Annotated in this window: 20 protein-coding genes; 4 read left to right on the top strand and 16 right to left on the bottom strand. The window is 60.9% G+C overall.

Annotated features, from left to right (window positions below; all coding sequences use genetic code 11):
- Window positions 1-4 precede the first annotated feature (4 nt).
- The 8 genes from ACJ8IL_RS09640 to ACJ8IL_RS09605 all read right to left on the bottom strand — a co-directional run bounded on the left by ACJ8IL_RS09640 (window position 5) and on the right by ACJ8IL_RS09605 (window position 8,749).
- Window positions 5-991, bottom strand: coding sequence for an ABC transporter permease (locus ACJ8IL_RS09640; RefSeq protein ID WP_060434989.1), 987 nt, complete (start codon window positions 989-991; stop codon window positions 5-7).
- A complete protein-coding gene (locus ACJ8IL_RS09635) occupies window positions 984-2,501 on the bottom strand; it encodes a sugar ABC transporter ATP-binding protein (protein ID WP_442516514.1) in 1,518 nt (505 codons plus the stop codon). Before ACJ8IL_RS09635 ends, ACJ8IL_RS09640 begins: the two co-directional genes overlap by 8 nt.
- Window positions 2,502-2,503: 2 nt before the next feature.
- The gene (locus ACJ8IL_RS09630; RefSeq protein WP_025304134.1) at window positions 2,504-3,487 is read right to left on the bottom strand and encodes a substrate-binding domain-containing protein; all 984 of its coding nucleotides are present in this window, start codon (window positions 3,485-3,487) and stop codon (window positions 2,504-2,506) included.
- A 47-nt stretch (window positions 3,488-3,534) separates the two neighbouring features.
- Entirely contained in the window at window positions 3,535-4,353 is an 819-nt protein-coding gene (locus tag ACJ8IL_RS09625; protein ID WP_025304135.1) for a DeoR/GlpR family DNA-binding transcription regulator, read from the bottom strand.
- Between the two features lie 311 nt (window positions 4,354-4,664).
- Complete coding sequence (locus ACJ8IL_RS09620; protein WP_025304136.1) at window positions 4,665-5,990, bottom strand: MFS transporter; 1,326 nt, start codon at window positions 5,988-5,990, stop codon at window positions 4,665-4,667.
- Window positions 5,987-6,640 carry a DUF4286 family protein gene (locus ACJ8IL_RS09615; RefSeq protein WP_043142626.1) on the bottom strand — a complete coding sequence of 218 codons (654 nt, stop codon included), beginning with the start codon at window positions 6,638-6,640 and terminating at the stop codon, window positions 5,987-5,989. The genes ACJ8IL_RS09620 and ACJ8IL_RS09615 overlap by 4 nt, the downstream gene beginning before the upstream one ends.
- Window positions 6,641-6,689: 49 nt before the next feature.
- The gene (locus ACJ8IL_RS09610; RefSeq protein ID WP_442516513.1) at window positions 6,690-8,036 is read right to left on the bottom strand and encodes an amidase; all 1,347 of its coding nucleotides are present in this window, start codon (window positions 8,034-8,036) and stop codon (window positions 6,690-6,692) included.
- Window positions 8,036-8,749 (bottom strand): DUF2848 domain-containing protein, encoded by a 714-nt coding sequence (locus ACJ8IL_RS09605; RefSeq protein ID WP_025304139.1) that lies wholly within the window; start codon window positions 8,747-8,749, stop codon window positions 8,036-8,038. Before ACJ8IL_RS09605 ends, ACJ8IL_RS09610 begins: the two co-directional genes overlap by 1 nt.
- A 162-nt stretch (window positions 8,750-8,911) precedes the next feature.
- Here ACJ8IL_RS09605 and ACJ8IL_RS09600 point away from each other — a divergent pair, with 162 nt between their 5' ends.
- Window positions 8,912-9,556: a GntR family transcriptional regulator gene (locus ACJ8IL_RS09600; protein ID WP_169540627.1), complete on the top strand. Its 645-nt coding sequence runs from the start codon at window positions 8,912-8,914 to the stop codon at window positions 9,554-9,556.
- Window positions 9,557-9,780: 224 nt separating this feature from the next.
- Here the strand turns inward: ACJ8IL_RS09600 and ACJ8IL_RS09595 are convergent, their stop codons facing one another.
- The 4 genes from ACJ8IL_RS09595 to ACJ8IL_RS09580 form a co-directional block, all read right to left on the bottom strand.
- The gene (locus ACJ8IL_RS09595) at window positions 9,781-10,098 is read right to left on the bottom strand and encodes a BrnA antitoxin family protein (protein WP_033639455.1); all 318 of its coding nucleotides are present in this window, start codon (window positions 10,096-10,098) and stop codon (window positions 9,781-9,783) included.
- A complete protein-coding gene (locus tag ACJ8IL_RS09590) occupies window positions 10,061-10,384 on the bottom strand; it encodes a BrnT family toxin (RefSeq protein ID WP_071845113.1) in 324 nt (107 codons plus the stop codon). The genes ACJ8IL_RS09595 and ACJ8IL_RS09590 overlap by 38 nt, the downstream gene beginning before the upstream one ends.
- Window positions 10,385-10,460: 76 nt before the next feature.
- Window positions 10,461-11,207, bottom strand: coding sequence for an SDR family oxidoreductase (locus tag ACJ8IL_RS09585; protein WP_025304143.1), 747 nt, complete (start codon window positions 11,205-11,207; stop codon window positions 10,461-10,463).
- A 96-nt stretch (window positions 11,208-11,303) separates the two neighbouring features.
- Window positions 11,304-11,537 carry a hypothetical protein gene (locus ACJ8IL_RS09580; RefSeq protein WP_025304144.1) on the bottom strand — a complete coding sequence of 78 codons (234 nt, stop codon included), beginning with the start codon at window positions 11,535-11,537 and terminating at the stop codon, window positions 11,304-11,306.
- Window positions 11,538-11,726: 189 nt separating this feature from the next.
- On the opposite strand from ACJ8IL_RS09580, the gene ACJ8IL_RS09575 reads away from it, so the two are divergent.
- The 3 genes from ACJ8IL_RS09575 to ACJ8IL_RS09565 are packed head-to-tail and all read left to right on the top strand — an operon-like array spanning window position 11,727 to window position 14,336.
- A complete protein-coding gene (locus ACJ8IL_RS09575) occupies window positions 11,727-12,386 on the top strand; it encodes a response regulator (RefSeq protein WP_025304145.1) in 660 nt (219 codons plus the stop codon).
- A 4-nt stretch (window positions 12,387-12,390) separates the two neighbouring features.
- The gene (locus tag ACJ8IL_RS09570) at window positions 12,391-13,797 is read left to right on the top strand and encodes an ATP-binding protein (protein WP_043142639.1); all 1,407 of its coding nucleotides are present in this window, start codon (window positions 12,391-12,393) and stop codon (window positions 13,795-13,797) included.
- 11 nt (window positions 13,798-13,808) lie between these two features.
- Complete coding sequence (locus ACJ8IL_RS09565) at window positions 13,809-14,336, top strand: GNAT family N-acetyltransferase (RefSeq protein ID WP_442516528.1); 528 nt, start codon at window positions 13,809-13,811, stop codon at window positions 14,334-14,336.
- A gap of 9 nt (window positions 14,337-14,345) precedes the next feature.
- On the opposite strand, the gene ACJ8IL_RS09560 is transcribed toward ACJ8IL_RS09565, so the two are convergent.
- From ACJ8IL_RS09560 to gcvT, 4 genes are all read right to left on the bottom strand, one after another.
- The gene (locus ACJ8IL_RS09560) at window positions 14,346-15,311 is read right to left on the bottom strand and encodes a quinone oxidoreductase family protein (protein ID WP_049206141.1); all 966 of its coding nucleotides are present in this window, start codon (window positions 15,309-15,311) and stop codon (window positions 14,346-14,348) included.
- Between the two features lie 108 nt (window positions 15,312-15,419).
- Window positions 15,420-18,299 carry an aminomethyl-transferring glycine dehydrogenase gene (gcvP, locus tag ACJ8IL_RS09555; RefSeq protein ID WP_197835972.1) on the bottom strand — a complete coding sequence of 960 codons (2,880 nt, stop codon included), beginning with the start codon at window positions 18,297-18,299 and terminating at the stop codon, window positions 15,420-15,422.
- A gap of 92 nt (window positions 18,300-18,391) precedes the next feature.
- On the bottom strand, window positions 18,392-18,778 hold the full coding sequence (gene gcvH, locus ACJ8IL_RS09550) for a glycine cleavage system protein GcvH (protein WP_025304150.1): 387 nt from the start codon (window positions 18,776-18,778) through the stop codon (window positions 18,392-18,394).
- 46 nt (window positions 18,779-18,824) lie between these two features.
- Window positions 18,825-19,922: a glycine cleavage system aminomethyltransferase GcvT gene (gene gcvT / locus ACJ8IL_RS09545; RefSeq protein ID WP_004931631.1), complete on the bottom strand. Its 1,098-nt coding sequence runs from the start codon at window positions 19,920-19,922 to the stop codon at window positions 18,825-18,827.
- Between the last annotated feature and the right edge of the window lie 273 nt (window positions 19,923-20,195).

The following is a 20,195-nucleotide window of genomic DNA, read 5'->3' as shown; positions in this document are numbered from 1 at the left end:
CTCCTCAGGCGAAACCGACGTCGGTTTCTTTGCGCTTCTTGTAGTGAGTGACGGTGATCGCCGCGACGATCACCAGACCGATCACCACGTTCATGAAGTAGCTGGACACGCCGATCAGGTTGAGGCCGTTTTTCAGCACGCCGATCAGGAATACGCCCATCAGCGTGCCGATCACGCTGCCCTTGCCGCCGTTGAGGCTGGCGCCACCCAGCACCGCCGCCGCCAGTACATCGAGCTCACCGCCCACCAGCGCATTGGGCACCACCTCCCCCATGCGGTACACCTGTACCAGGCCGCCGATCGCCGCCATCGCGCCCAGATAGCCATAGGCGAACAGATGCAGCAGGCCGACGCGGATGCCGATGCGCCGCGCCGATTCCGCATCGCCACCGACGGCAAACAGCTGGCGCCCGAGGTGCGTTTTGTTCAACAGCAGCCAGGTCAGCAGCGCCACCGCCAGCATCACCAGCGTCGGCAAACCGAGCTGATAGCTCTGCTCACCCACTTGGAACGGCAGCACGCTGCGCGGCAACGTCCACCAGTCCGGCAATGCGTACACACTGCGGCCGTTGGTCAGCCACATCAGCATGCCGAACAAGAACGCCTGCATGCTGATGGTGACGATGATCGAGACGATGCGAAGGCAGTAGATCAGCAGCGCGTTGACCATGCCCAGCGTGGCGCCGATCGCCAACGCCAGCAGAATGCTGCCCGCCGGGCTGGCCAGGCCGTAATGCGTCGCCAGCGTGGCGATCAGGTACTGCACCACCGAGGCGACTGCGGCGAAGGAGATATCGATGCCGCCGGTCACCAGCACCACGAACAGGCCGAGGGCGAAAATGCCGCTCACCGCGTAGCTTTCACTAAGATCGAGCAGGTTCTGCACCGTCAAAAACCGATCGCTGAGCAGCGAAAAGACGATGACCGTCAGCAGCAGTACCCAGGCCAGATAGCCTTCGTTGCCGCGCGGTTTCAGACTGAATCTACGCATTGACCGCCTCCGCCAGCTGCTGCTGGCCCACCTGCCCCGGCAGGTATTCACCGATCACGCTGCCGCCGCTGAAGTGCAACACCCGATCGCAGTTGTAATACACCTCGGGCACCTCGTCGGAGATCAGCAGAATCGCGATCCCCTCCTGCGCCAGCAGATGGATCAGTTGGTAGATGCTGGCCTTGGCGCCGACGTCGACACCGACGGTCGGCGAGTCGAGGATCAGGATCCGCGGCTGGGTCAGCACCCACTTGGCCAGCACGATCTTTTGCTGATTGCCGCCGGACAGCGTCGAAACCGCCTGATCCGGATCCGCCACCCGCACGCCGAGTTTGGCGATCCACTCCGCGACGATGCGATTCTTGCGGTAATCGTCGATCAGGCGAAAACGCCCGCGCAGCTTATCGAGAATGGTCAGCACCGCGTTATCCGCCACCGACTGTTGCTGCACCAGCCCCAGCGTCAGGCGATCCTCCGAGACGTAACCGATGCCGGCCTTGATCGCGTCCTCATGGCCGCGAAAGCGTACCGGTTTGCTATCGAGATAAAGCTTGCCGCTGTCGGGGCGGGTCATGCCGAACAGGCTCAGCGCCAGCTCGGTACGCCCGGAGCCGAGCAGTCCGCACAGCCCGAGCACCTCGCCCTGATGCAGGCGGAAGCTCACGTCCTGATACTGCCCGGCGCGGCTGAGACGATCCGCCTCCAGCATCACCCGATCCTTATTCATGCTCGGTGACTTCAGGCGATAATCCAGCTTCAAGCCGGTCATCAACTCGGTCAGGCGATCGCCGGAGATCTCCGCCGCCGGCCAGGTGCCGATCTTGTTGCCATCGCGGATCACCGTGACGCGATCCGAGATCTCCAGCACCTCGTCCAGCCGGTGGCTGACGAACACCACGCAGATGCCTTTCGCTTTCAGGTAATCCACCGTGCGCAGCAGCTGATTGACCTCGGTGCGGGTCAGTGAGGCGGTCGGTTCATCCATGATCACCAGCCGCGCTTCCGCCACCAGCGCGCGGCAGATTGCCACCTGCTGGCGCTGGGCAATCGGCAGCTCCGCCACCCGTTTGTCGAGATCGAGATTAAAACTCAGCTCCTGCAGCAGGCGCTCGGCGGTGCGCCGCAGCCGCGCCGGCCGGTGCCACCCCAACAGCCCGCGCAGGTTGTGCTCGAAGGCGATGTTTTCCGCCACCGTCAGGTTGGGAAACAGCGACAGATCCTGATAGATCACCTGGATGCCGAAGGCGCGCGCCTGATCCGGCGACAGCCGGCCGAAGGTTTGCCCATCGAGGGTAATGCGGCTGCCGTCATCCGGTTGATACACGCCGGCGATCGCCTTGATCAGCGTGCTCTTGCCGCAGCCGTTGGTGCCGGCCAGGCAGTGCACCTCCCCCGGCATCAGCGCCAGTGAGATATTGTTCAGCGCTCGCTGCCCGCCGAAGGTCATCGACAGCTGTTGCAACGCGATCAGCGGTGCACCCTGCGTTGCCGTATTGCCGGAAATCGCCATGATTACAGCCCCATTTTCACCAGCTTCGGCAGGTTTTGCTTATCCAGGCTTTCGGTGGCGTTGCCGAGAATAGTGTGCTGCTGCGCATCCACCTGCACCTTGCCCATACCCTCGATGGTCATGCCATCGGTGATTTTTTCTCCTTTGTGCATCATGTCGGCGATGCGCACGAACACTTCGCCGGCCACCATCGGATTCCAGATATAACCGCCCTTGATGGCGCCGCGATTGACCAGCGAAGCGCCCTGGCCTGGGCTGAACGGCCCAATGACGCAGATATCGTTGCTTTTGCCGCGGTTGAGCACCGCGCGCCCGGCGCCGATCGGCCCCTGCGAACCGAACGCCAGCACGCCTTTCAGATCGGGATATTTGGCCATCAGATCGTTGGTGGTGCGCACACTGTCATCCAGCGATTCCCCCACGCCGAACTTGTCGCCCACCAGCTGCATGTTCGGGTAGTGCTGCTTCTGGTAGTTGATGGCCGAGTCCGACCAGGTGATGTGCAGCGGCACCGTCAGGCTGCCGACATACACCGCATACTTGCCCTGCTCTTTCATGCAGGCGGCCAGCGCTTTCATGTGGTTGACCCCGTGCTGCGAGGCGTCCACCAGCTCAAAATCCCAGTCGGCGTACTTCTGGCCGGGGGATTCGTGCACGATCACCTTGATGCCCGCTTCCTGCGCGCGCTTGAGCACCGGCTCCAGCACCCGGGCGTCGTTCGGCACCACGCCGATAATGTCCACCTTCTGCGCGATCAGATCCTCGATGGCGCGCACCTGCAGCGCCGGATCCGCCGCCGTCGGCCCGACCATCCAGGCGTCGATGCCGCGTTTGGCGCTCTCGCTTTTGATGCCGGCCTCCATGGCGTTGAACCAGGGAATGCCGCCGATCTTCACCACCACGCCCATTTTCAGCTTGTCCGCCGCCTGCGCGGAGACCGACAGCAGCAGCGAGGCAAACAGACCGACCAGTACGGATTTTTTCATTGTTCTCTCTCCACAAGTGTTGGCTGTAATAAAGGTTTTCGTTGTTGTTATCGCGCCGCCCTTTTCGCGGCGGGTGAAACTTCAATCACGTCGACGTTATTCCAGGCCAATTCCTGACGAAACTCGTCGTCGCCAAGCCTGTCGGTGATCAGCGTATCTATTTCCCGGTAATGGCAAATGCGGGCGAACGAGCGGCGGCCGAACTTGTTGCTGTCCACCAGCAGGAACTTGCGCTCCGAGGCCAGCAGCATCTGTTGCTTCAGCCGCGCATGGTGCTCATTGCTCTCGCGGATGCCGCCGTCCTGGCAAATGCCGTGGCAGGAGAAAAACAGCTTGTTGATCACGAACTCTTTCAGCATCTGCTCCGCCAGCACGCCGATAAAATCCTCGTACTTGGCGGAATACTCGCCCCCCAGCCCGATGGTGCGCACGTTGGCCTTGCAGGCCAGCGTCTGGATGATGTGCAGCGAGTTGGTCAGCACCACCAGCGAGATATCCGGCAGCTGGCGCGCCAAAAACCAACTGGTGGAGCTGCTGTCCAGCAGCAGGCAATCCCCCGGCGCGATAAACCCCAGCGCGCGTTTGGCGATACGCGTCTTCTGCTCCGGCGACTCATTGCTGCGCTGGCGGAAGGACTCTCCCTGGTCTATCTCGGCGGGCACATAGGTTTTTTCCACCGCCGGCGGCTCGACGAACACCGCGCCGCCGTGGCTGCGCAGCAGCAGGCCGCGCCGTTCAAGCAGGGCCAGATCACGCCGCGCCGTCTCGATAGAGATCTGGCACAGCTGCGCCACCTCCTGCACCATCACGCGGCCGCGCTGGCTCAAGACTTCGGTAATAAAGCGATGACGTTCTACAGGCAGCATGTTTCTTTTCTCCTCCACGACGATGATTACGATATCGATTTGCCGCGCCGCGTTTTGCGCGCAGACGCAAAGCGCATCGCCCCGCGGTCGGTCAACGATCGCGCTGTGATAGTTGTCAAAAAAATCGGGAAGGAAATGAAATGAATAATTACGAAAGTGTGGAGTAACAGACAGTTATGATGCGCGAGCGCCTGAGGCAGACAGGAGAGAAACGGTAAACGGTCACAATTCCACGTTCCGCAGCATGACCGTTAATGACCGTTTGTGTGGTTTTGACCGAGCGCCGGCCCCAAAGTAGCCCGGCGTTCTATTTACAGCGGCTTATGCGCCGTTTCCCGCGCCGCCCATACCGCCCAAAGTGTGATAAGCAGAGCCAACGCAACATAGGCGGAAATCGCCAGCGTGCTGTCGTAAGATTTAAACAGAGAAGTGATGATCAGCGGGGCAAAGCCGCCACCGATAATCCCCGCCAAGGTATAGGCTAACGAAGAGCCGGCATAACGCACCCGTGTCGGGAACTGTTCCGTGATGAATGCCGCCTGTGGCCCATACATCGCCGCATGGATCAACAGCCCAATCACCACAGCCATGCAGATCAACACCGGTTGACTGCTGTCGAGCAGGACGAAGAACGCAAACGCCCACACTATCGCTGCCAATGCACCGCCGATATACACCGGACGACGGCCGAAGCGATCCGACAACGCGCCAAACAGCGGTACTGCGACGGCGTTGCCTATCGCCCCCAGCATGGTGGCACCCAGCGCCAGCGGGCGCGGCAGATTCAGCACGGTGGTGACGTAGGTCAACGTGAACACGACCACCAACGCATAGAGCACGTCAGAGCCGATACGCGATCCGCCGGCGATCAGCAGCGGACGCATGTGCTGCGTGAAGACTTCGCGCACCGGCGACTGCGTAACATCTTTCGACGCCTCCAGTTGCAAAAATGCCGGCGTCTCACCCACACCCCGGCGCAGCCACAAACCGAAGATGACCAGCACCAGACTCAGCAGGAACGGAATCCGCCAGCCCCATTGCTGAAAATCGTCCGCCGACATCGCCAACGTCACCAGCGTAATGAGGCCTGTGCCGATCAACGAACCGCAGGACGGCCCTACCTGAGCAAAGGACGCGTTGCGCCCGCGCTGATGCGGCTTACCGTGTTCCATCGACAACAGTACCGCACCCGCCCATTCTCCGCCCAGCGCAATGCCCTGAATAAAGCGCAGCGTCACCAGCAGCAGTGGGCTCCAAATCCCCCAGCTGGCGTAGCCGGGCAGCAACCCCATCAACGCCGTGGTCACGCCCATGATCACCAGCGTGGTGACCAGTACAAAGCGCCGTCCCAACACATCGCCAAGGTGGCCGAATACGATGCCACCGATCGGCCGGGAAACATAGCCCACCGCGTAAGTGGAGAAAGCCAGAATCGTGCCCACCAGTGGATCGAACGATGGGAAGAATACATGGTTGAAAATCAACGCGGCCATGATGTTGTAGACGGTGAAATCGTACCATTCCAGCGCCGTACCGATCGAGCTGGCCGCCGCAAGTTTGCCGGTATTGGGCGTTGCGGCGGCACTTTCTGCGGCCGGTGCGGCAACCTGTGCCGTTTCAGTGGTGTATGCATTCATGATGTCAGCTCCTGTGCAGTCAGTTGCCAGCCAAGGGCATAATGCCAGGCATCGGCGGCGGGCATGTTCAGCGCTTCAGCGGCCTGCTCGCTTAAACGCAGGCCGGCTTCGGCGTCGCTGCTTTCGATCAATAGCATCGGCAACATTCGGCGGTTTTCTCGCGATTCTTTCGGCAGCGGGGAACTGAGTTCGGCATCCGGCGTCAACAGGCTGCTGCGCACGAATCCAGGCTGTTCAGCCAGCTGCGCGCCCAGTTGCAAGATGCGGGCATGCAGCGCTTCCGATGCCGCCGAAGGCAGCACGAAGATACAGAGATGACTGCCGCACCCTTGGCCAGTGACCGCCTCCACCGCACACACTCTGCGCATTGGATCTCGCATTTTCTCCAGGCTCGCCACCGACCATGGCGTTTGGTGTTGAAACGCGGCGCGATAGGCTTCGGAGGTAAAACTGGCCAACGATTCGGTTTTATACAGCCCCAAATATTGACGCCCCCCCTGCAATGCCCGATAGCGTGTGCCGGATAAAAAGCCGGGCACCCGCACTCGCTCCTCCACATGTTCGCGGTCATACCAGCGATTGAAATCCGCATCATCCTGCGTGGCGACATCCGTCGCGACAAACAGCATTCCGTTCTGGGAATCGTTCATGAATATTCTCCTGGTCATCTCAAAAGGCAGGCCTGCGCCCACCGGAAAATCACGCGTCGGCGAGGCAGCGCTCGATCGCCAGCGCCCACCCCAACAACGCCTCATCACGCATCGGCAACCCAGCCAGCATCAGTCCGACCGGCGCCTCTCCTGGCTGTTGGCAAGGCAAGGACAACGCGCAACCGTCGAGGAAATTGATGATCGCGGGATTGCGCAGCATCAGTCCGTTGCAATGGAAGTAGGCATCATCCGCCGCCAGCTCGCCGATAGTTGGCGCAATCAGCGGCACGGTCGGCATCAGCAAAGCGTCAAAACTCTGCAGCGCCGCCGTAACTCGCCGCTGCCAGTCGGCACGTTGTCGCTGCAACAGCTGCAGCTCAGCATCGCCCAAGGATGCACCGCGGCGAATGCGCGACAGCACCCTTGGGTCATAGCCATCGGCCCGTTCAGCGATCAACGCTTGATGCCAGCGCCAGGACTCCAGCGCGGTGAAACCGCCATCGGCATTGATCGCCGCCAGCTCGGCGAACGCCGTGGCGGGGATCAATTCAATACGTGCGCCTGCCTGACTCAGGCATTGCAGGCTGCGCTGGAACGCCCCGGCAACTTCCGGCTGCAGTTCATCCAGCACCACCGCTTGCGGCACGGCAAAATGCGCCTGCGCCAACGTTTTTTGCAGCACCCGCAGCGGACAGTCGGCAATCAGTGCATCCAGCGCAATACAGCTGGCGACGTCATGAGCGATCACGCCGATCGAATCCAGCGAAGGCGACAGCGGCAGTAAGCCAGCGTCATTGATGCGCCGTGCAGTGGGTTTATAACCGGTCAACCCGCACAGCGCGGCGGGAATGCGTACCGACCCGCCGGTATCGCTGCCAATCGCGCCCAGGCACATGCCGTCGGCCACCGCCACCGCCGCACCGGAAGAGGAGCCGCCGGGAATGCGCGCCGCCTGGCGCTCCCAAGGATTGGCCGGCGTCCCGTAATGCGGATTGATGCCCAGACCGGAATAGGCGAACTCCGTCATCGTCGTTTTGCCAACCACCACCGCGCCGGCTTGCAACAGCCGTTCCACTACCGCAGCGTGTTTTTCAGCGGCTGGCGCGTCCGCTAATACGCGCGAACCGGCCGTGGTCACCTCACCGGCCACGTCAAACAGATCCTTGACCGAGATCGGCACGCCATCCAGCGCCGACAGAGGCGAGCCGGCGGCGCGTCGCCGATCGGAGGCCTGCGCTTGCCGTTGCGCCCACTCGGTGTATGTTCGCGTAAACGCGCGCCCCCCCTCTCCCCGCTCATCGACGATCTGCGCCAAAGCGGCGGTGGTGAGTTGCACTGCGGTGAACTCACCGCTAGCCAGCCCGGCGGTGGCCTGCATCAAAGTCAGCTTTTTCATTACGCCACCACCGGCAGTTCGATGCTGCGGTAGCGATGACTGATGGTTCGCCCGAGCACGTCGTCCACCAGTTCCATGCGAAACTCGCCAGCCGGTCGAATGCCGCCGATCGCCGCCACCGTGCCGCAAGTCATCGCCAACCCGTCGGGCGTTTGCGGCTGCGCCAGCCCGCACTCCGGCGGCTGCATACCGGTGAAGTAACGTTCCAGCAAATCACCGGGCGTACGCAACGCGGCAAGGCAGCCCTGTTGATACAATCGCCATTCGCCCTCTTCCCTGATCCACGAACGCAAGATCAAACTGTCCCAATGTTCCAACACCTCCTGGAGCGGCCAGGCGGCTCGCGCCACCGGTTTAACGCAAATCTGTTTCGACAGCGCCACGCTGTGCGCTTCGAGTTGACGATCGGTGTGATCGGACGCCAATGACACGAACAGTTCGCCGCGGTGGGCAAAAATCAGCGGTTCCACTTCGCCGGACGTCGCGTTGCCAATGACTTCAATGGTCTCTTGCTGGCTCAACTGATTGGCGGCAACGCGGTAAAACAGGGGGATTGCACTGGGCTGGGGCACGCCCAGCTCGGCCAATTCACGAATATGGTGCAAGATCGCCTCGCGATCGCGTCCGGTCCAACCGGCGATCACCAGATGATCAATCTCAACATTCAACGTCGCCGCGCCGCAGGATTCAGGTAAAGTGAAGGTCAGTCTCATGGCAGTTTCGCCCCTTTTGTTAAAACACTGTGAAATTTCACTATATCTTTAGTTACCAAATAAGCGATTTCCATGCCATGTTTTTGTGTACTATGTCTAAAAACTTTCTTCTTGCAGGAGCAAAACGTGAAGACTGTTGACGCAGAAAGCCCGCAGCGCCCGATGACGGAAGAAGCCGGCGTGTCACTGAACGAGCTGGCCTACCGGCGTTTCAAACAGGCGCTGGTCACACTCAGCTACAAGCCGGGCGAATATCTCAATACCGCGCAGGTGATGAACGACCTGGATATGGGGAGAACGCCGATCAATCAGGCAATCCACCGCTTGGCCAACGAGGGGTTATTGCAGGTCATCCCGCGCAAGGGCGTGATGGTTTCACCGTTGTCGATGGACGATGCGTTGGAATTGATCGAAGTAAGGCTGGCTAACGAGATGCTGTGTATGCGGCTGGCAAGCCAGAAGATTACCGAGAGGCAGATAGCAACGCTGACCGAACTCAATCGGCAAATCGAAGCCGCGAGCCAGGAGCGAGATAGGGTGCGCATGATGACACTCGATCATGAATTTCACCAGGAACTGGCGCAGATCGCCGGCAATAACATGCTGGCGGATATCCTGAGTGTACTGCACGCCAGGGCGCAGCGTTTTTGGGCCAGCACCCTGTCGCGGGAAGGGCATATGCGCGAAGTGATCGACGAACACCGGGCAATTATCGCCGCGCTGGCCGCACAAGACAGCGCCGCCGCCGCCGAGGCCGCGCAGGCGCATATCCTGTCATTCCGCACTGCGCTGCTGCACGACGGGTAACCCCGCGGCGCAGGATATTACCGGGAATAGTTATGATGACCCTGTTCTGCCGATGAGCAGGAGATAAACGGTAAACGGTCACATTTCACGCTCCGCGGAATGACCGTTTTTATAGTTTTGATCGAGCTCCATCGAGAGGTGGCCGACGTTGGTAGGCGTTGCCTTAAAAAACAGCAAAAAAATCCGGTGAGAATCTCACCGGATCGTTAGCCGCCTGACACACATTATTCTTCGTGCTCATGCTCTTTCAACATCGCCTCACGCAACACGGCGTTCAGGCGTTTCTGATAGCCTTTGCCTGGCCGCTGAAGCCAAGCCAACACATCCGCATCGATTCGGATGGTTTTTGATACTTTCATCGGCTTATAAAAACGCCCCTGAACCGCAGTCTGCCACGTTTCTTCCCCCAGCGCCGGCGCATCGGCATAATCGATGTCCTCGTCCGGCAACGCATTCAGTGAAGCAATTTGCGCTTTCTGCTCCTCCGTCAACGGCGGGAGTACGCTATGGGCCAGATTTTTGGCGGAATTTTTGCGCTTCATATCTTCCCCTCTCTTTGGCATCGGCCTTGCGTGCTGAAATGATACGCACGATCTCGACGGTATCGCCTTCGACATCCGTTTCGATCGTCGTATGTGCCACCAGCAACAGCAAACAGGATCCGACCATACCGATCGTTTGCCAACGTTCTTCTCCATCCTCGATCCTTTCCAGCACAGCCAAATGGTTGGGATCCAGAAAAACCCGTTGCGCTATCTCAAAACTGACACGGTGTTTACGCTGGTTGCTGTGATTTTTATCCTGATTCCATTCAAAATAAACATACATTTTTGTAACTACATTTTGATTGTTATTTAATCAAAATACACTCCGCACGACGGGATGTCAAAACCCCCTCATGCATTCAACGCCCGCCTGCTGCCTCGATAAAAGTACCGGTCACGTAAGACGCAGCGTCAGACAGCAGCCAAGCGATCGCCTCCGCCACTTCCTGCGGCTGCCCGCCGCGCTGCATCGGTAAACTGTCCTTCACGCGATCCACTCGGCCGGGCTCGCCGCCGCTGGCGTGCATCTCGGTATAGATGAATCCGGGCCGTACGCCGTTGACGCGGATGCCCTGCGCCGCCACCTCGCGCGATAACCCGATGGTCAGGGTATCGACGGCGCCTTTCGAGGCGGCGTAATCGACGTATTCCCCCGCGGCCCCCAACCGGGACGCGGCGGAAGACACATTGACGATAGCGCCGCCCTGCCCGCCATGACGCTGCGCCATGCGTTTCACCGCCTCGCGGCAACACAGGAAGTAACCGGTGACGTTGGTGCCGAGCACCTGATTGATGCGCTCGGCGGTCAACTGTTCAATGTTCGCCTGCTGGAACAGAATGCCGGCGTTGTTGACCAGCGCGCTGAGCGTGCCCAGCCCGGCATCCAGCGCCCTGAACATCGCCATCACCTGCGCTTCATCGGCCACATCGGCCTGCAGCGCCAGCGCCTTACCGCCCTGCGCCTCGATCTCCGCCACCACTTGGCGCGCCGCATTTTCGTCACGCAGGTAATTCACACCCACCGCATAGCCCTGCCGGGCCAGCAGCAAGGCGGTCGCGCGGCCAATCCCCCGGCTTGCGCCGGTCACCAATGCCACTTTCGTCATACTGTTTTTTCTCTGGTTAGCGATATCAACACAGCGGCCTGCGCGCAGGCGCCCCGTATGCCCGTCAGAGTATAGAACGGCTCCCTAAAAACCGCTTCAAAGCTGAGCCAGGCGGCGCAGCTGCTTTTTAATGCGCGACTTGGCGCAGCCGTAAGCATCCGTCGCCGCCGCCTGATGCACCCGCTGCAAAGCGGAAGCATGATGGCCGCCGTGGCTATGGCTCTGCGCATCGCCGCGAAAAGACAACAGCAACAGAACGAGCAGCGTCGCCACGCCTACATACATCAGCCGCCGCGAGGCGCCCGCGTTCGGGAAACCTTCAGTCTGCATGTTTTGCTCCCCCAGCCATAATTTCGAATGGCAGCAAAATAACTGAAATTCCCCCCCGCTCCCTTAACGCGAGATTAAAGTCAGATTAAGGTTTGCTTAAGAACGCGCAGGCAGAGCGGTTTTCCCCGTTGTCTTCCCGTCAGCGTTATAGTTAGATAAGCGCGACTCAAGGCTCTCAGCGGAAATAACGTGAACATACTGTTGGTGGAAGACGACCTGCAATTAGGCAAGGCGCTGTGCCGCGCATTGGAGCTGGCCGGCTTTAATTTGTGCTGGGTGCGCCTGCTCACCGACGCGGAAAATAAACTTTCACCCGGCGGGTTCGATTTGATGCTGTTGGATCTCACGCTGCCGGACGGCGACGGTTTGCAGAAGCTGATCGCCTGGCGCGCCGCCGGGCAAAATATTCCGATCATCATCCTGACCGCTCGCGACCGCATCGAAAGCTTGGTGAACAGCCTCGACTCCGGCGCGGACGACTTTCTGGCCAAACCCTTTGCGCTGCCCGAACTCATCTCGCGCGTCAAAGCGGTTAACCGGCGCATGGCGGGCTTCGCTTCTCAAACCTGGAGCCTCGGCGCGCTGTATCTCGATCCGGTCAACCATCAGGTCATGCTGGATAACGAACTGCTGATGCTGTCGAAAAAAGAGTATCACCTGCTGCACGAACTGATGCGCTGCGCCGGCACCGTGGTGCGCAAAGCGGTGTTGGAACAGCGGCTGTTCGGCCACGGCGACAGCGTGGAAAGTAACTCGCTGGAAGTGCACATGCATAATTTACGGCGCAAAATCGGTAAAGAAAGAGTGATTACCGTACGCGGCATCGGCTATTTGCTGAAGAAAGAGTAGCGGAATGATCGGTTTCAAATCCTTCTTTATGCGTACCATTATTTTTCAGGTGCTGGCCATTTTATTATTGTGGGGGATCCTCGTCGCCTGGGTGAAATATTGGTATTACCCCGACATGGAGAAATATTTCGATAACCAGCAACGCATCGTCGCTGCAGGCATCGCCAATATTCTCGACGAAACCGGCACTGACAATATCGATTACCGCGGCATCATCAAGACCATTGAAGGCATGTACATTGATTCCATCAATAACGGCATGCAGGATGAAATCGACTATCACCCGCTGTTTGTGGTTTACGATCGGGACAGCCGGGTGCTTTACAGTTCGCAAACGCAGGGAGAACCGCTGCGCCTGCCGCCTTCGGTGCTGTCCGGCTCCGTCAATTACGCCGGTGCCAACTGGCATCTCGCCGGCAGCTGGAGCGAAAAGCACCAGTACCGGGTGATCGTCGGCGAATCGTTCAACGATCGCACCACGCTGTTCGGCAACCCGGCGGAGAGCACCGCCGTACCGCTGCTGGGCATTCTGGCAGCCATCATCGTTACCTTGCTGTTTACCGCCTATTTCAGCCTGCGGCCGCTGCGCCAGATCGCCCGCACCATCTCCGATCGCCAGCCTGGCAACCTGTCGCCGATCAACGTCAGCGAGCAGTATCAGGAAATCCGGCCGGTGGTGGTGGAGGTCAACAAGCTGATGGCGCGCATCGACGCCGCCAATCAGCGCGAGAAGCGCTTTATGGCCGATGCGGCGCACGAGCTGCGCACGCCGATCGCCGCCGTGCTGGCACAGCTGCACCTGCTGACCCAGGTCGGCGAGCAGCAGGAGCGCCGGGAGATCATCGGCGACATGCAGCAAGGGCTAGATCGCGCGGCATCGCTGTCGCGCCAGCTGATCAACCTGGCCAAGCTGGAGGCGGAAGATTTTCCACTGAAAATTGAGGCGGTGGACATCTACGCAGAGATCGGCAAATGCATCGCGCAGCACGTCCCCTATGCGCTGGAAAAGGATGTGGAACTCTCGCTCGACGGCAGCGAGGACGTGGTGGTGAGTACCGATCGCCATGCGCTGATCGCCATCTTCACCAACCTGCTGGACAATGCGCTCAAGTACGCGCCCCCCGGCAGCCGTATCGAAGCCAATATCCGCTCGCTGGCGCCGCTCGGCTGCTATATTACGTTGCGCGACAACGGCCCGGGAGTGAGCGAAGAACACCGTTCCCGCCTGTTTGAGCGCTTTTACCGCGTGCCCGGTACGCAGCAAACCGGCAGCGGGCTCGGCTTGGCCATCGCCCGAAACCTGGCCGACAAAATCGGCGCGCAGCTGCGCGTCACCGAAGGCCTTGACGATCGCGGCATCGGCTTCATCATCGATTTGCCGGAAAGTTACCGGCCACAGACTGAGAGTTAACAACGACCATGATCGCCCCTGTTCTGCTGCAACGGCAGCAACTCGACCGGCTATGGGATATCGACCGCAGCGAAATTATCGACACTCTGTATCGCCTGCAGGACGGCAAGCTGCAAGCCTACCCGGACTACTACGACGTGCGCGGCTGGGATCCGCACGATCGGGAAACCTATACGCCGATCCACGAAGCCTGCTTCGATCGCGGCGGGACATTCTTCGCGCTGTTCGAAGGCGAGGAGATCGTGGCGGCGGCGGCGCTGGACACCGAACCGCGCGGCCCACAGCGGGATCTGCGCCAGCTGCTGTTCTTTTACGTCAGCGCGCACAAACGCGGCCAGGGGTTAGGCAGGCAGCTGTTCCAGCTCTGCCTGCGTCAGGCGGCGCAAGACGGCGCCGCCGGGCTGTATGTCTCCTCCATTCCCAACAAAAGCACCGTAGACTTCTATCTGGCGCAGGGTTGCCAGCTCATCGAACAACCGGATACCGAATTGTTCGCCCGTGAGCCGGAAGACATTCATCTGGTCTGCCCGTGCCGCTAGCGGCCGGGGTTAACGGGCGATGCGCATCACCGAACGCACGTCGCTTTTCTTGTTCAGATCCCACACCTCGGCGATCTCCGCCAACGCGTGCTCCTGCGTCTCGATAGTGAGCGCTCCGGTCGCCGCCAGCGCCAAAATCTCGGCCGCGTAGCGCTGCATCTCCGGGATCGGCGGGAAGTTGCCGGTGCCGCTGCCGAGGATCTGCAGCTGGTTGCTGCGCAGCACCGCCGCCGGCAGCCGGATGTCCGGCGCGGCCATCGAACCGACGTTGACCAGGCGAATGCCGCGTCCGCCGGCGTAAGACGAGAGATCGTGATTATTGAGCGTTGCGAGCAGCGCTTCGGTCGCCGGCCCCCAGATGTAATCGACGATCACCTGATAACCGCCCGGCCCCGCCGCTGCCGCGAAGGCCTGCGTCAGCGCCTCGCCCTGCAGGCTCAGATCCACCGTGGCATCCACGCCCAATGCCTCCAGCACGCTCAGCCGACGGCCGGCGGCAACGATACGCCCAGCCCCTGCCTGACGCGCCGCGGCAACCGCCAGTTTGCCTGAGGTGCCGGTGGCGCCGATGATCAGCACCGTTTCACCGGGCTGCAGATCCGCTCGCCAGCGCAACGGCAGCCAGGCGGCGAAGGCCGGATTGATCAGCGCTGCCGCCGTGGCGTCATCCACCGCCTCCGGTACCGGCACCGTCCATGACGCGACGCTGCGCTCAGCCATCGCACCGTAAGGACGGCGGAAGGAGGCAAAGTACACCCGTTTTCCGTCCGCCGTACGGCCCACGCCGTCGGTACCGGGCACAATTGGCAATTGCTTCGGGCTGGAATAGTGGGTGCCGGCGACGGTGGCGCGATCCAGCTGTTTGATGCCGGCCGCCAGAACGTCGATCGGCACTTCATTCGCCTGCGCCTGGGGCTCCTCAAAAGTGCCGAAAACCGGGGCTTGCCCCAGCGCTGTTACGATTGCCGCTTGCATGGTGACTCCTTAAATCGTGGGAACGTACAGGAAAGAATAGGCCGCTATAAAATAAAAAGGGACACCGCATGATGCGGTGTCCCCCAAACACAAACTTTGCCGAACGTGTTATTCGTAATCGCTCATCGGCACGCAAGAGCAGAACAGGTTACGGTCGCCGTACACGTCGTCCAGACGCTTAACGCTCGGCCAGTACTTGTTCTCGCGCACGCCGGCCACCGGGAACACCGCCAGCTCGCGGCTGTACGGGTGCTGCCAGTCGTTGACCAGCTCCGCCTGCACGTGCGGCGCATTCACCAGCGGGTTGTCTTCCAGCGGCCATTCGCCTTTGGCGACGCGGTCGATCTCGCTGCGGATTGCCAGCATCGCATCGATAAAGCGATCCAGCTCCACTTTGCTTTCCGACTCGGTCGGCTCGACCATCAGCGTGCCCGCTACCGGGAACGACATGGTCGGCGCGTGGAAGCCGAAGTCGATCAGGCGCTTGGCGATGTCCATTTCGCTGATGCCGGTCTCTTCCTTCAGCGGACGAATATCAAGGATACATTCGTGCGCCACGCGGTGATCGCGGCCGGTATACAGGATCGGATACGCGTCTTTCAGACGAGTTGCGATGTAGTTGGCATTCAGGATCGCCATCTGGCTGGCCTGCTTCAGGCCTTCCGCGCCCATCATGCGGATGTACATCCAGCTGATCGGCAGGATGGAGGCGCTGCCGAACGGCGCCGCGGAGACCGCGCCCTGCTGGGTGGTTACGCCGTCGATCTGCACGACACTGTGGCCCGGTACGAACGGCGCCAGGTGCGCTTTCACGCCGATAGGGCCCATGCCCGGGCCGCCGCCGCCGTGCGGGATGCAGAAGGTTTTATGCAGGTTGAGGTGCGAAACGTCCGCACCGATGTAGCCCGGCGTGGTGATGCCCACCTGGGCGTTCATGTTGGCGCCGTCCAGATATACCTGACCGCCGAACTGATGCACGATCTGGCACACTTCACGGATGGTTTCTTCATACACGCCGTGGGTCGACGGGTAGGTCACCATGATGCAAGAGAGTTCTTCACCTGCCTGCTCCGCCTTGACGCGCAGATCGTGCAGATCGATGTTGCCGTTCTTGTCGCAGGCGACCACCACCACGCTCATGCCCGCCATTTGGGCAGAGGCCGGGTTGGTGCCGTGCGCCGAGCTCGGGATCAGGCAGACGTGGCGGCCCGCTTCGTTGCGGCTTTCGTGGTAGCGACGGATCGCCAGCAGGCCGGCGTATTCGCCCTGCGCGCCGGAGTTCGGCTGCATGCACACCGCGTCATAGCCGGTCAGCTGCACCAGCCACTGAGACAGTTGGCCGATCATCTGTTGGTAACCGGCAGCCTGCTCCGGCGGGCAGAACGGGTGCAGTTCGGAGAATTCAGGCCAGGTGATCGGGATCATTTCCGCCGCAGCGTTCAATTTCATGGTGCAAGAGCCCAGCGGGATCATTGCCTGGTTCAGCGCCAAATCCTTACGCTCCAGACGATGCATGTAACGCATCATCTCGGTTTCGCTGTGATAGCGGTTGAATACCGGGTGGGTCAGGATCGGGTCCTGGCGCAACATGGCGGCCGGGATCGATGCGTTGTTCTTGCTCACCGCCGCGTCCAGCGCGTCGATGTCCTGGCCGTGGTTGTCGCCGGCCAGCAGTGCGAACAGCGTTTGCACGTCTTCACGCGAGGTGGCTTCATCCAGCGTGATGCCCACGGCGCCGTGGATGTCGGTACGCAGGTTGATGCCGAAGCTCAGCGCACGTTCCAGCACGGCAGCCTTGTCTTTCACTTCAACGGTCAGGGTGTCGAACCAGGTGTTGTGACGCAGCGTCAGGCCGGCCTTCTGCAGCCCGGCGGCCAGAATGTCGGTCAGGCGGTGGATACGCCCGGCGATGCGCTGCAGCCCTTGCGGGCCATGGTACACCGCGTACAGGCTGGCGATGTTGGCCAGCAGCACCTGCGAGGTACAGATATTCGAGTTGGCCTTCTCGCGACGGATATGCTGCTCGCGGGTCTGCATCGCCATGCGCAGCGCGGTGTTGCCGGCGGCATCGCGGGAAACGCCGATGATGCGGCCCGGCATCGAACGCTTGAACTCGTCGCGGCAGGCGAAGAAGGCAGCGTGCGGGCCGCCGTAGCCCATCGGCACGCCGAAGCGCTGCGCGGAGCCGAACACCACGTCGGCGCCCTGCTTGCCCGGCGCGGTCAGCAGCACCAGGGCCATGATGTCGGCGGCCACGCTGGTGATGATTTTGCGCGATTTCAGTTCGGCCAGCAGCGCGCTGTAGTCATGCAGCTCGCCGGTGGTGCCCACCTGCTGCAGCAACACGCCGAACACGCCGTCCAGCTCCAGCACTTTTTCCGCTTTATCGACGATGACGTCGAAGCCGAAGGTTTCGGCGCGGGTGCGCACTACGTCCAGCGTCTGCGGATGCACGTCGTCAGCCACGAAGAAGCGGTTGGCGTCTTTCAGTTTGCTGGCGCGTTTGGCCAACGCCATCGCTTCGGCGGCGGCGGTCGCTTCATCCAACAGCGACGCGGAGGCCAGGTCCAGGCCGGTGAGATCGAGGGTCACGGTCTGGAAGTTCAGCAGCGCTTCCAGGCGGCCCTGCGACACTTCCGGCTGATAAGGGGTATAAGCGGTGTACCAGCCCGGGTTTTCTAGCATGTTGCGCAGGATCACCGGCGGCGTCAGCACGGCGCTGTAGCCCATGCCGATATAGGATTTGTAGCGCTGATTTTGCGAGGCGATCGCCTTCAGCTCAGCCAGCGCCTGGTGTTCGGTCGCCGCGTCGCCGACCGGCGGCGGCCCCGGCAGCTGAATGTCCGCCGGCACGATCTGTTGGATCAGCGCGCTGAGCGAGCGAGCGCCCACCGCTGCCAGCAACTCCTGGCGTTGTTCCGCAGAAGAGCCGATGTGGCGTTCGATGAACGCTTCGCTGTGTTCGAGTTGGCTGAGTGTCTGAGTCATTGCTACAAATTCCTGAATGCTTGCGTGATACGGGATATAGCTTGAACGGTAACTAAAACGCCCCGGCCGAGAAGCCTGGGGCGTGGTCACGATTACTCGTCGATCGAGGCCTGATAAGCCGCGGCGTCCAGCAGGTTCGCCAGCTCGCCTTCGTCGGAGGCTTTGATCTGGAACAGGAAGCCGTCACCGTAAGGTTCGCTGTTGACCAGCTCCGGGGAGCTTTCCAGCTCGCCGTTCACCGCCACGATTTCGCCGCTGATTGGCGCGTAAATGTCCGACGCCGCCTTGACGGATTCCGCCACGGCGCAATCTTCACCGGCGGCGACGCTGCGGCCCACTTCCGGCAGATCGACAAACACCATATCGCCCAGCAGTTCCTGCGCGTGTTCGGTGATGCCTACGGTGTAAACGCCGTTACCTTCTGCACGAACCCACTCGTGGGAGGATGCGTATTTCAATTCTGTTGGCACATTGCTCATCGCCGGTTACTCCTTCGAAGAAATAAAAGAATCAATCAATAAAAAATCAATTTGTCAGCGGCTTGCCGGCGCGAACGAAACCGGGCTTGGTCACTTTGACCGGCATTTCACGGTTGCGGATCTGCACGATAGCCTGCTCGCCGATGCCTGCCGGCACGCGCGCCAGCGCGATGCTGAAGCCCAGCGTCGGAGAGAACGAGCCGCTGGTAATCACGCCTTCGTGGGTTTGCCCCGCCGCGTCGGTGAAACGCACCGGCAGCTCATTACGTAATACGCCTTTTTCCGTCATGATCAAGCCGACCAGTTGCTCGGTGCCCTGCTCGCGCTGTTGCTCCAGCGCTTCGCGGCCGATGAAACGGCGATCTTCCGGCTGCCAGGCGATGGTCCAGCCCATGTTGGCGGCCAGCGGCGAAACGCCTTCATCCATCTCTTGCCCGTAGAGGTTCATGCCCGCTTCCAGACGCAGCGTGTCGCGCGCGCCCAGACCGGCCGGCTTGACGCCCGCGGCCAGCAATTTTTGCCAGAAATCCGCCGCCTGCTCTTTCGGCAGCGCGATCTCATAGCCGGCCTCGCCGGTGTAACCGGTGGTGGCGATGAACAGCTCGCCGGCCTGCACGCCGAAGAATGGCTTCATGCCTTCGACCGCGCTTTTTTGTTCCGGGGTGAACAGGGTACCGGCACGCTCTTTGGCCTGCGGGCCCTGCACTGCGATCAGCGCCAGATCGTCGCGCACCGTCAGCGCGACGCCATACGGCGCGGCGTGCTCTTCGATCCAGGCCAGGTCTTTGTCGCGGGTGGCGGAGTTCACCACCAGGCGGAAATAGTCTTCAGTGAGGAAATAAACGATCAGGTCGTCGATCACGCCGCCGGAGGCATTCAGCATGCCGGTGTACAGCGCTTTGCCGGGTTGGGTCAGTTTGGCGACGTCGTTCGCCAGCAGGTAGCGCAGGAACTCGCGGGTGCGGGCGCCGTGCAGATCTACAATGGTCATATGAGACACGTCGAACATGCCGGCATCCTGACGCACCGCGTGGTGCTCATCGAGCTGCGAGCCGTAGTGCAGCGGCATCATCCAGCCGTGAAAGTCTACCATGCGCGCACCGCACGCCACGTGCTGGTCGTACAGTGGGGTTTGCTTTGCCATCTTTTCCCTCTTTCCACTCGTCGCTAGAAGTTAGGGTGCTGCCACGCAATGCGGCGGAGCCTGGCTCGCGGCCCGATCGCCATGGCGCACTGACTGCTCAACACAAATGCTGCGCCGGGACGGGCGGAAACTGCGTGTAACCGCCGTGACGCAAACGATACCTTTCCCTCGAACTTATCACCGAACGACCACATTAACCATAAGTTAAAATAGGCTCATCGCCGTTCCCGGGCGGTAAAATGCCGGGGTAGTGTGCAGAGTTTTTCACTGGAA

Origin of the sequence: Serratia sp. CY47444 (genome assembly GCF_052168635.1) — a bacterium.
GTDB lineage: Bacteria > Pseudomonadota > Gammaproteobacteria > Enterobacterales > Enterobacteriaceae > Serratia > Serratia bockelmannii.
The sequence above is the reverse complement of the archived record's forward strand: the minus strand, read 5'-3'. Positions and strand labels throughout refer to the sequence as shown.

What these genes read in the sequence shown, in the direction of transcription:
- ACJ8IL_RS09570 (WP_043142639.1), top strand. Translation starts at nt 12,391, where the DNA reads ATGATCGGTTTCAAATCCTTCTTTATGCGTACCATTATTTTTCAGGTG.
- gcvT (WP_004931631.1), bottom strand. Translation starts at nt 19,922, where the DNA reads ATGGCAAAGCAAACCCCACTGTACGACCAGCACGTGGCGTGCGGTGCG.
- ACJ8IL_RS09610 (WP_442516513.1), bottom strand. Translation starts at nt 8,036, where the DNA reads ATGAAAAAGCTGACTTTGATGCAGGCCACCGCCGGGCTGGCTAGCGGT.
- ACJ8IL_RS09560 (WP_049206141.1), bottom strand. Translation starts at nt 15,311, where the DNA reads ATGCAAGCGGCAATCGTAACAGCGCTGGGGCAAGCCCCGGTTTTCGGC.
- ACJ8IL_RS09625 (WP_025304135.1), bottom strand. Translation starts at nt 4,353, where the DNA reads ATGCTGCCTGTAGAACGTCATCGCTTTATTACCGAAGTCTTGAGCCAG.
- ACJ8IL_RS09635 (WP_442516514.1), bottom strand. Translation starts at nt 2,501, where the DNA reads ATGGCGATTTCCGGCAATACGGCAACGCAGGGTGCACCGCTGATCGCG.
- gcvH (WP_025304150.1), bottom strand. Translation starts at nt 18,778, where the DNA reads ATGAGCAATGTGCCAACAGAATTGAAATACGCATCCTCCCACGAGTGG.
- ACJ8IL_RS09580 (WP_025304144.1), bottom strand. Translation starts at nt 11,537, where the DNA reads ATGCAGACTGAAGGTTTCCCGAACGCGGGCGCCTCGCGGCGGCTGATG.
- ACJ8IL_RS09595 (WP_033639455.1), bottom strand. Translation starts at nt 10,098, where the DNA reads ATGAAGCGCAAAAATTCCGCCAAAAATCTGGCCCATAGCGTACTCCCG.
- ACJ8IL_RS09630 (WP_025304134.1), bottom strand. Translation starts at nt 3,487, where the DNA reads ATGAAAAAATCCGTACTGGTCGGTCTGTTTGCCTCGCTGCTGCTGTCG.
- ACJ8IL_RS09590 (WP_071845113.1), bottom strand. Translation starts at nt 10,384, where the DNA reads ATGTATGTTTATTTTGAATGGAATCAGGATAAAAATCACAGCAACCAG.
- ACJ8IL_RS09620 (WP_025304136.1), bottom strand. Translation starts at nt 5,990, where the DNA reads ATGAATGCATACACCACTGAAACGGCACAGGTTGCCGCACCGGCCGCA.
- ACJ8IL_RS09640 (WP_060434989.1), bottom strand. Translation starts at nt 991, where the DNA reads ATGCGTAGATTCAGTCTGAAACCGCGCGGCAACGAAGGCTATCTGGCC.
- ACJ8IL_RS09615 (WP_043142626.1), bottom strand. Translation starts at nt 6,640, where the DNA reads ATGAACGATTCCCAGAACGGAATGCTGTTTGTCGCGACGGATGTCGCC.
- gcvP (WP_197835972.1), bottom strand. Translation starts at nt 18,299, where the DNA reads ATGACTCAGACACTCAGCCAACTCGAACACAGCGAAGCGTTCATCGAA.
- ACJ8IL_RS09585 (WP_025304143.1), bottom strand. Translation starts at nt 11,207, where the DNA reads ATGACGAAAGTGGCATTGGTGACCGGCGCAAGCCGGGGGATTGGCCGC.
- ACJ8IL_RS09605 (WP_025304139.1), bottom strand. Translation starts at nt 8,749, where the DNA reads ATGAGACTGACCTTCACTTTACCTGAATCCTGCGGCGCGGCGACGTTG.
- ACJ8IL_RS09600 (WP_169540627.1), top strand. Translation starts at nt 8,912, where the DNA reads ATGACGGAAGAAGCCGGCGTGTCACTGAACGAGCTGGCCTACCGGCGT.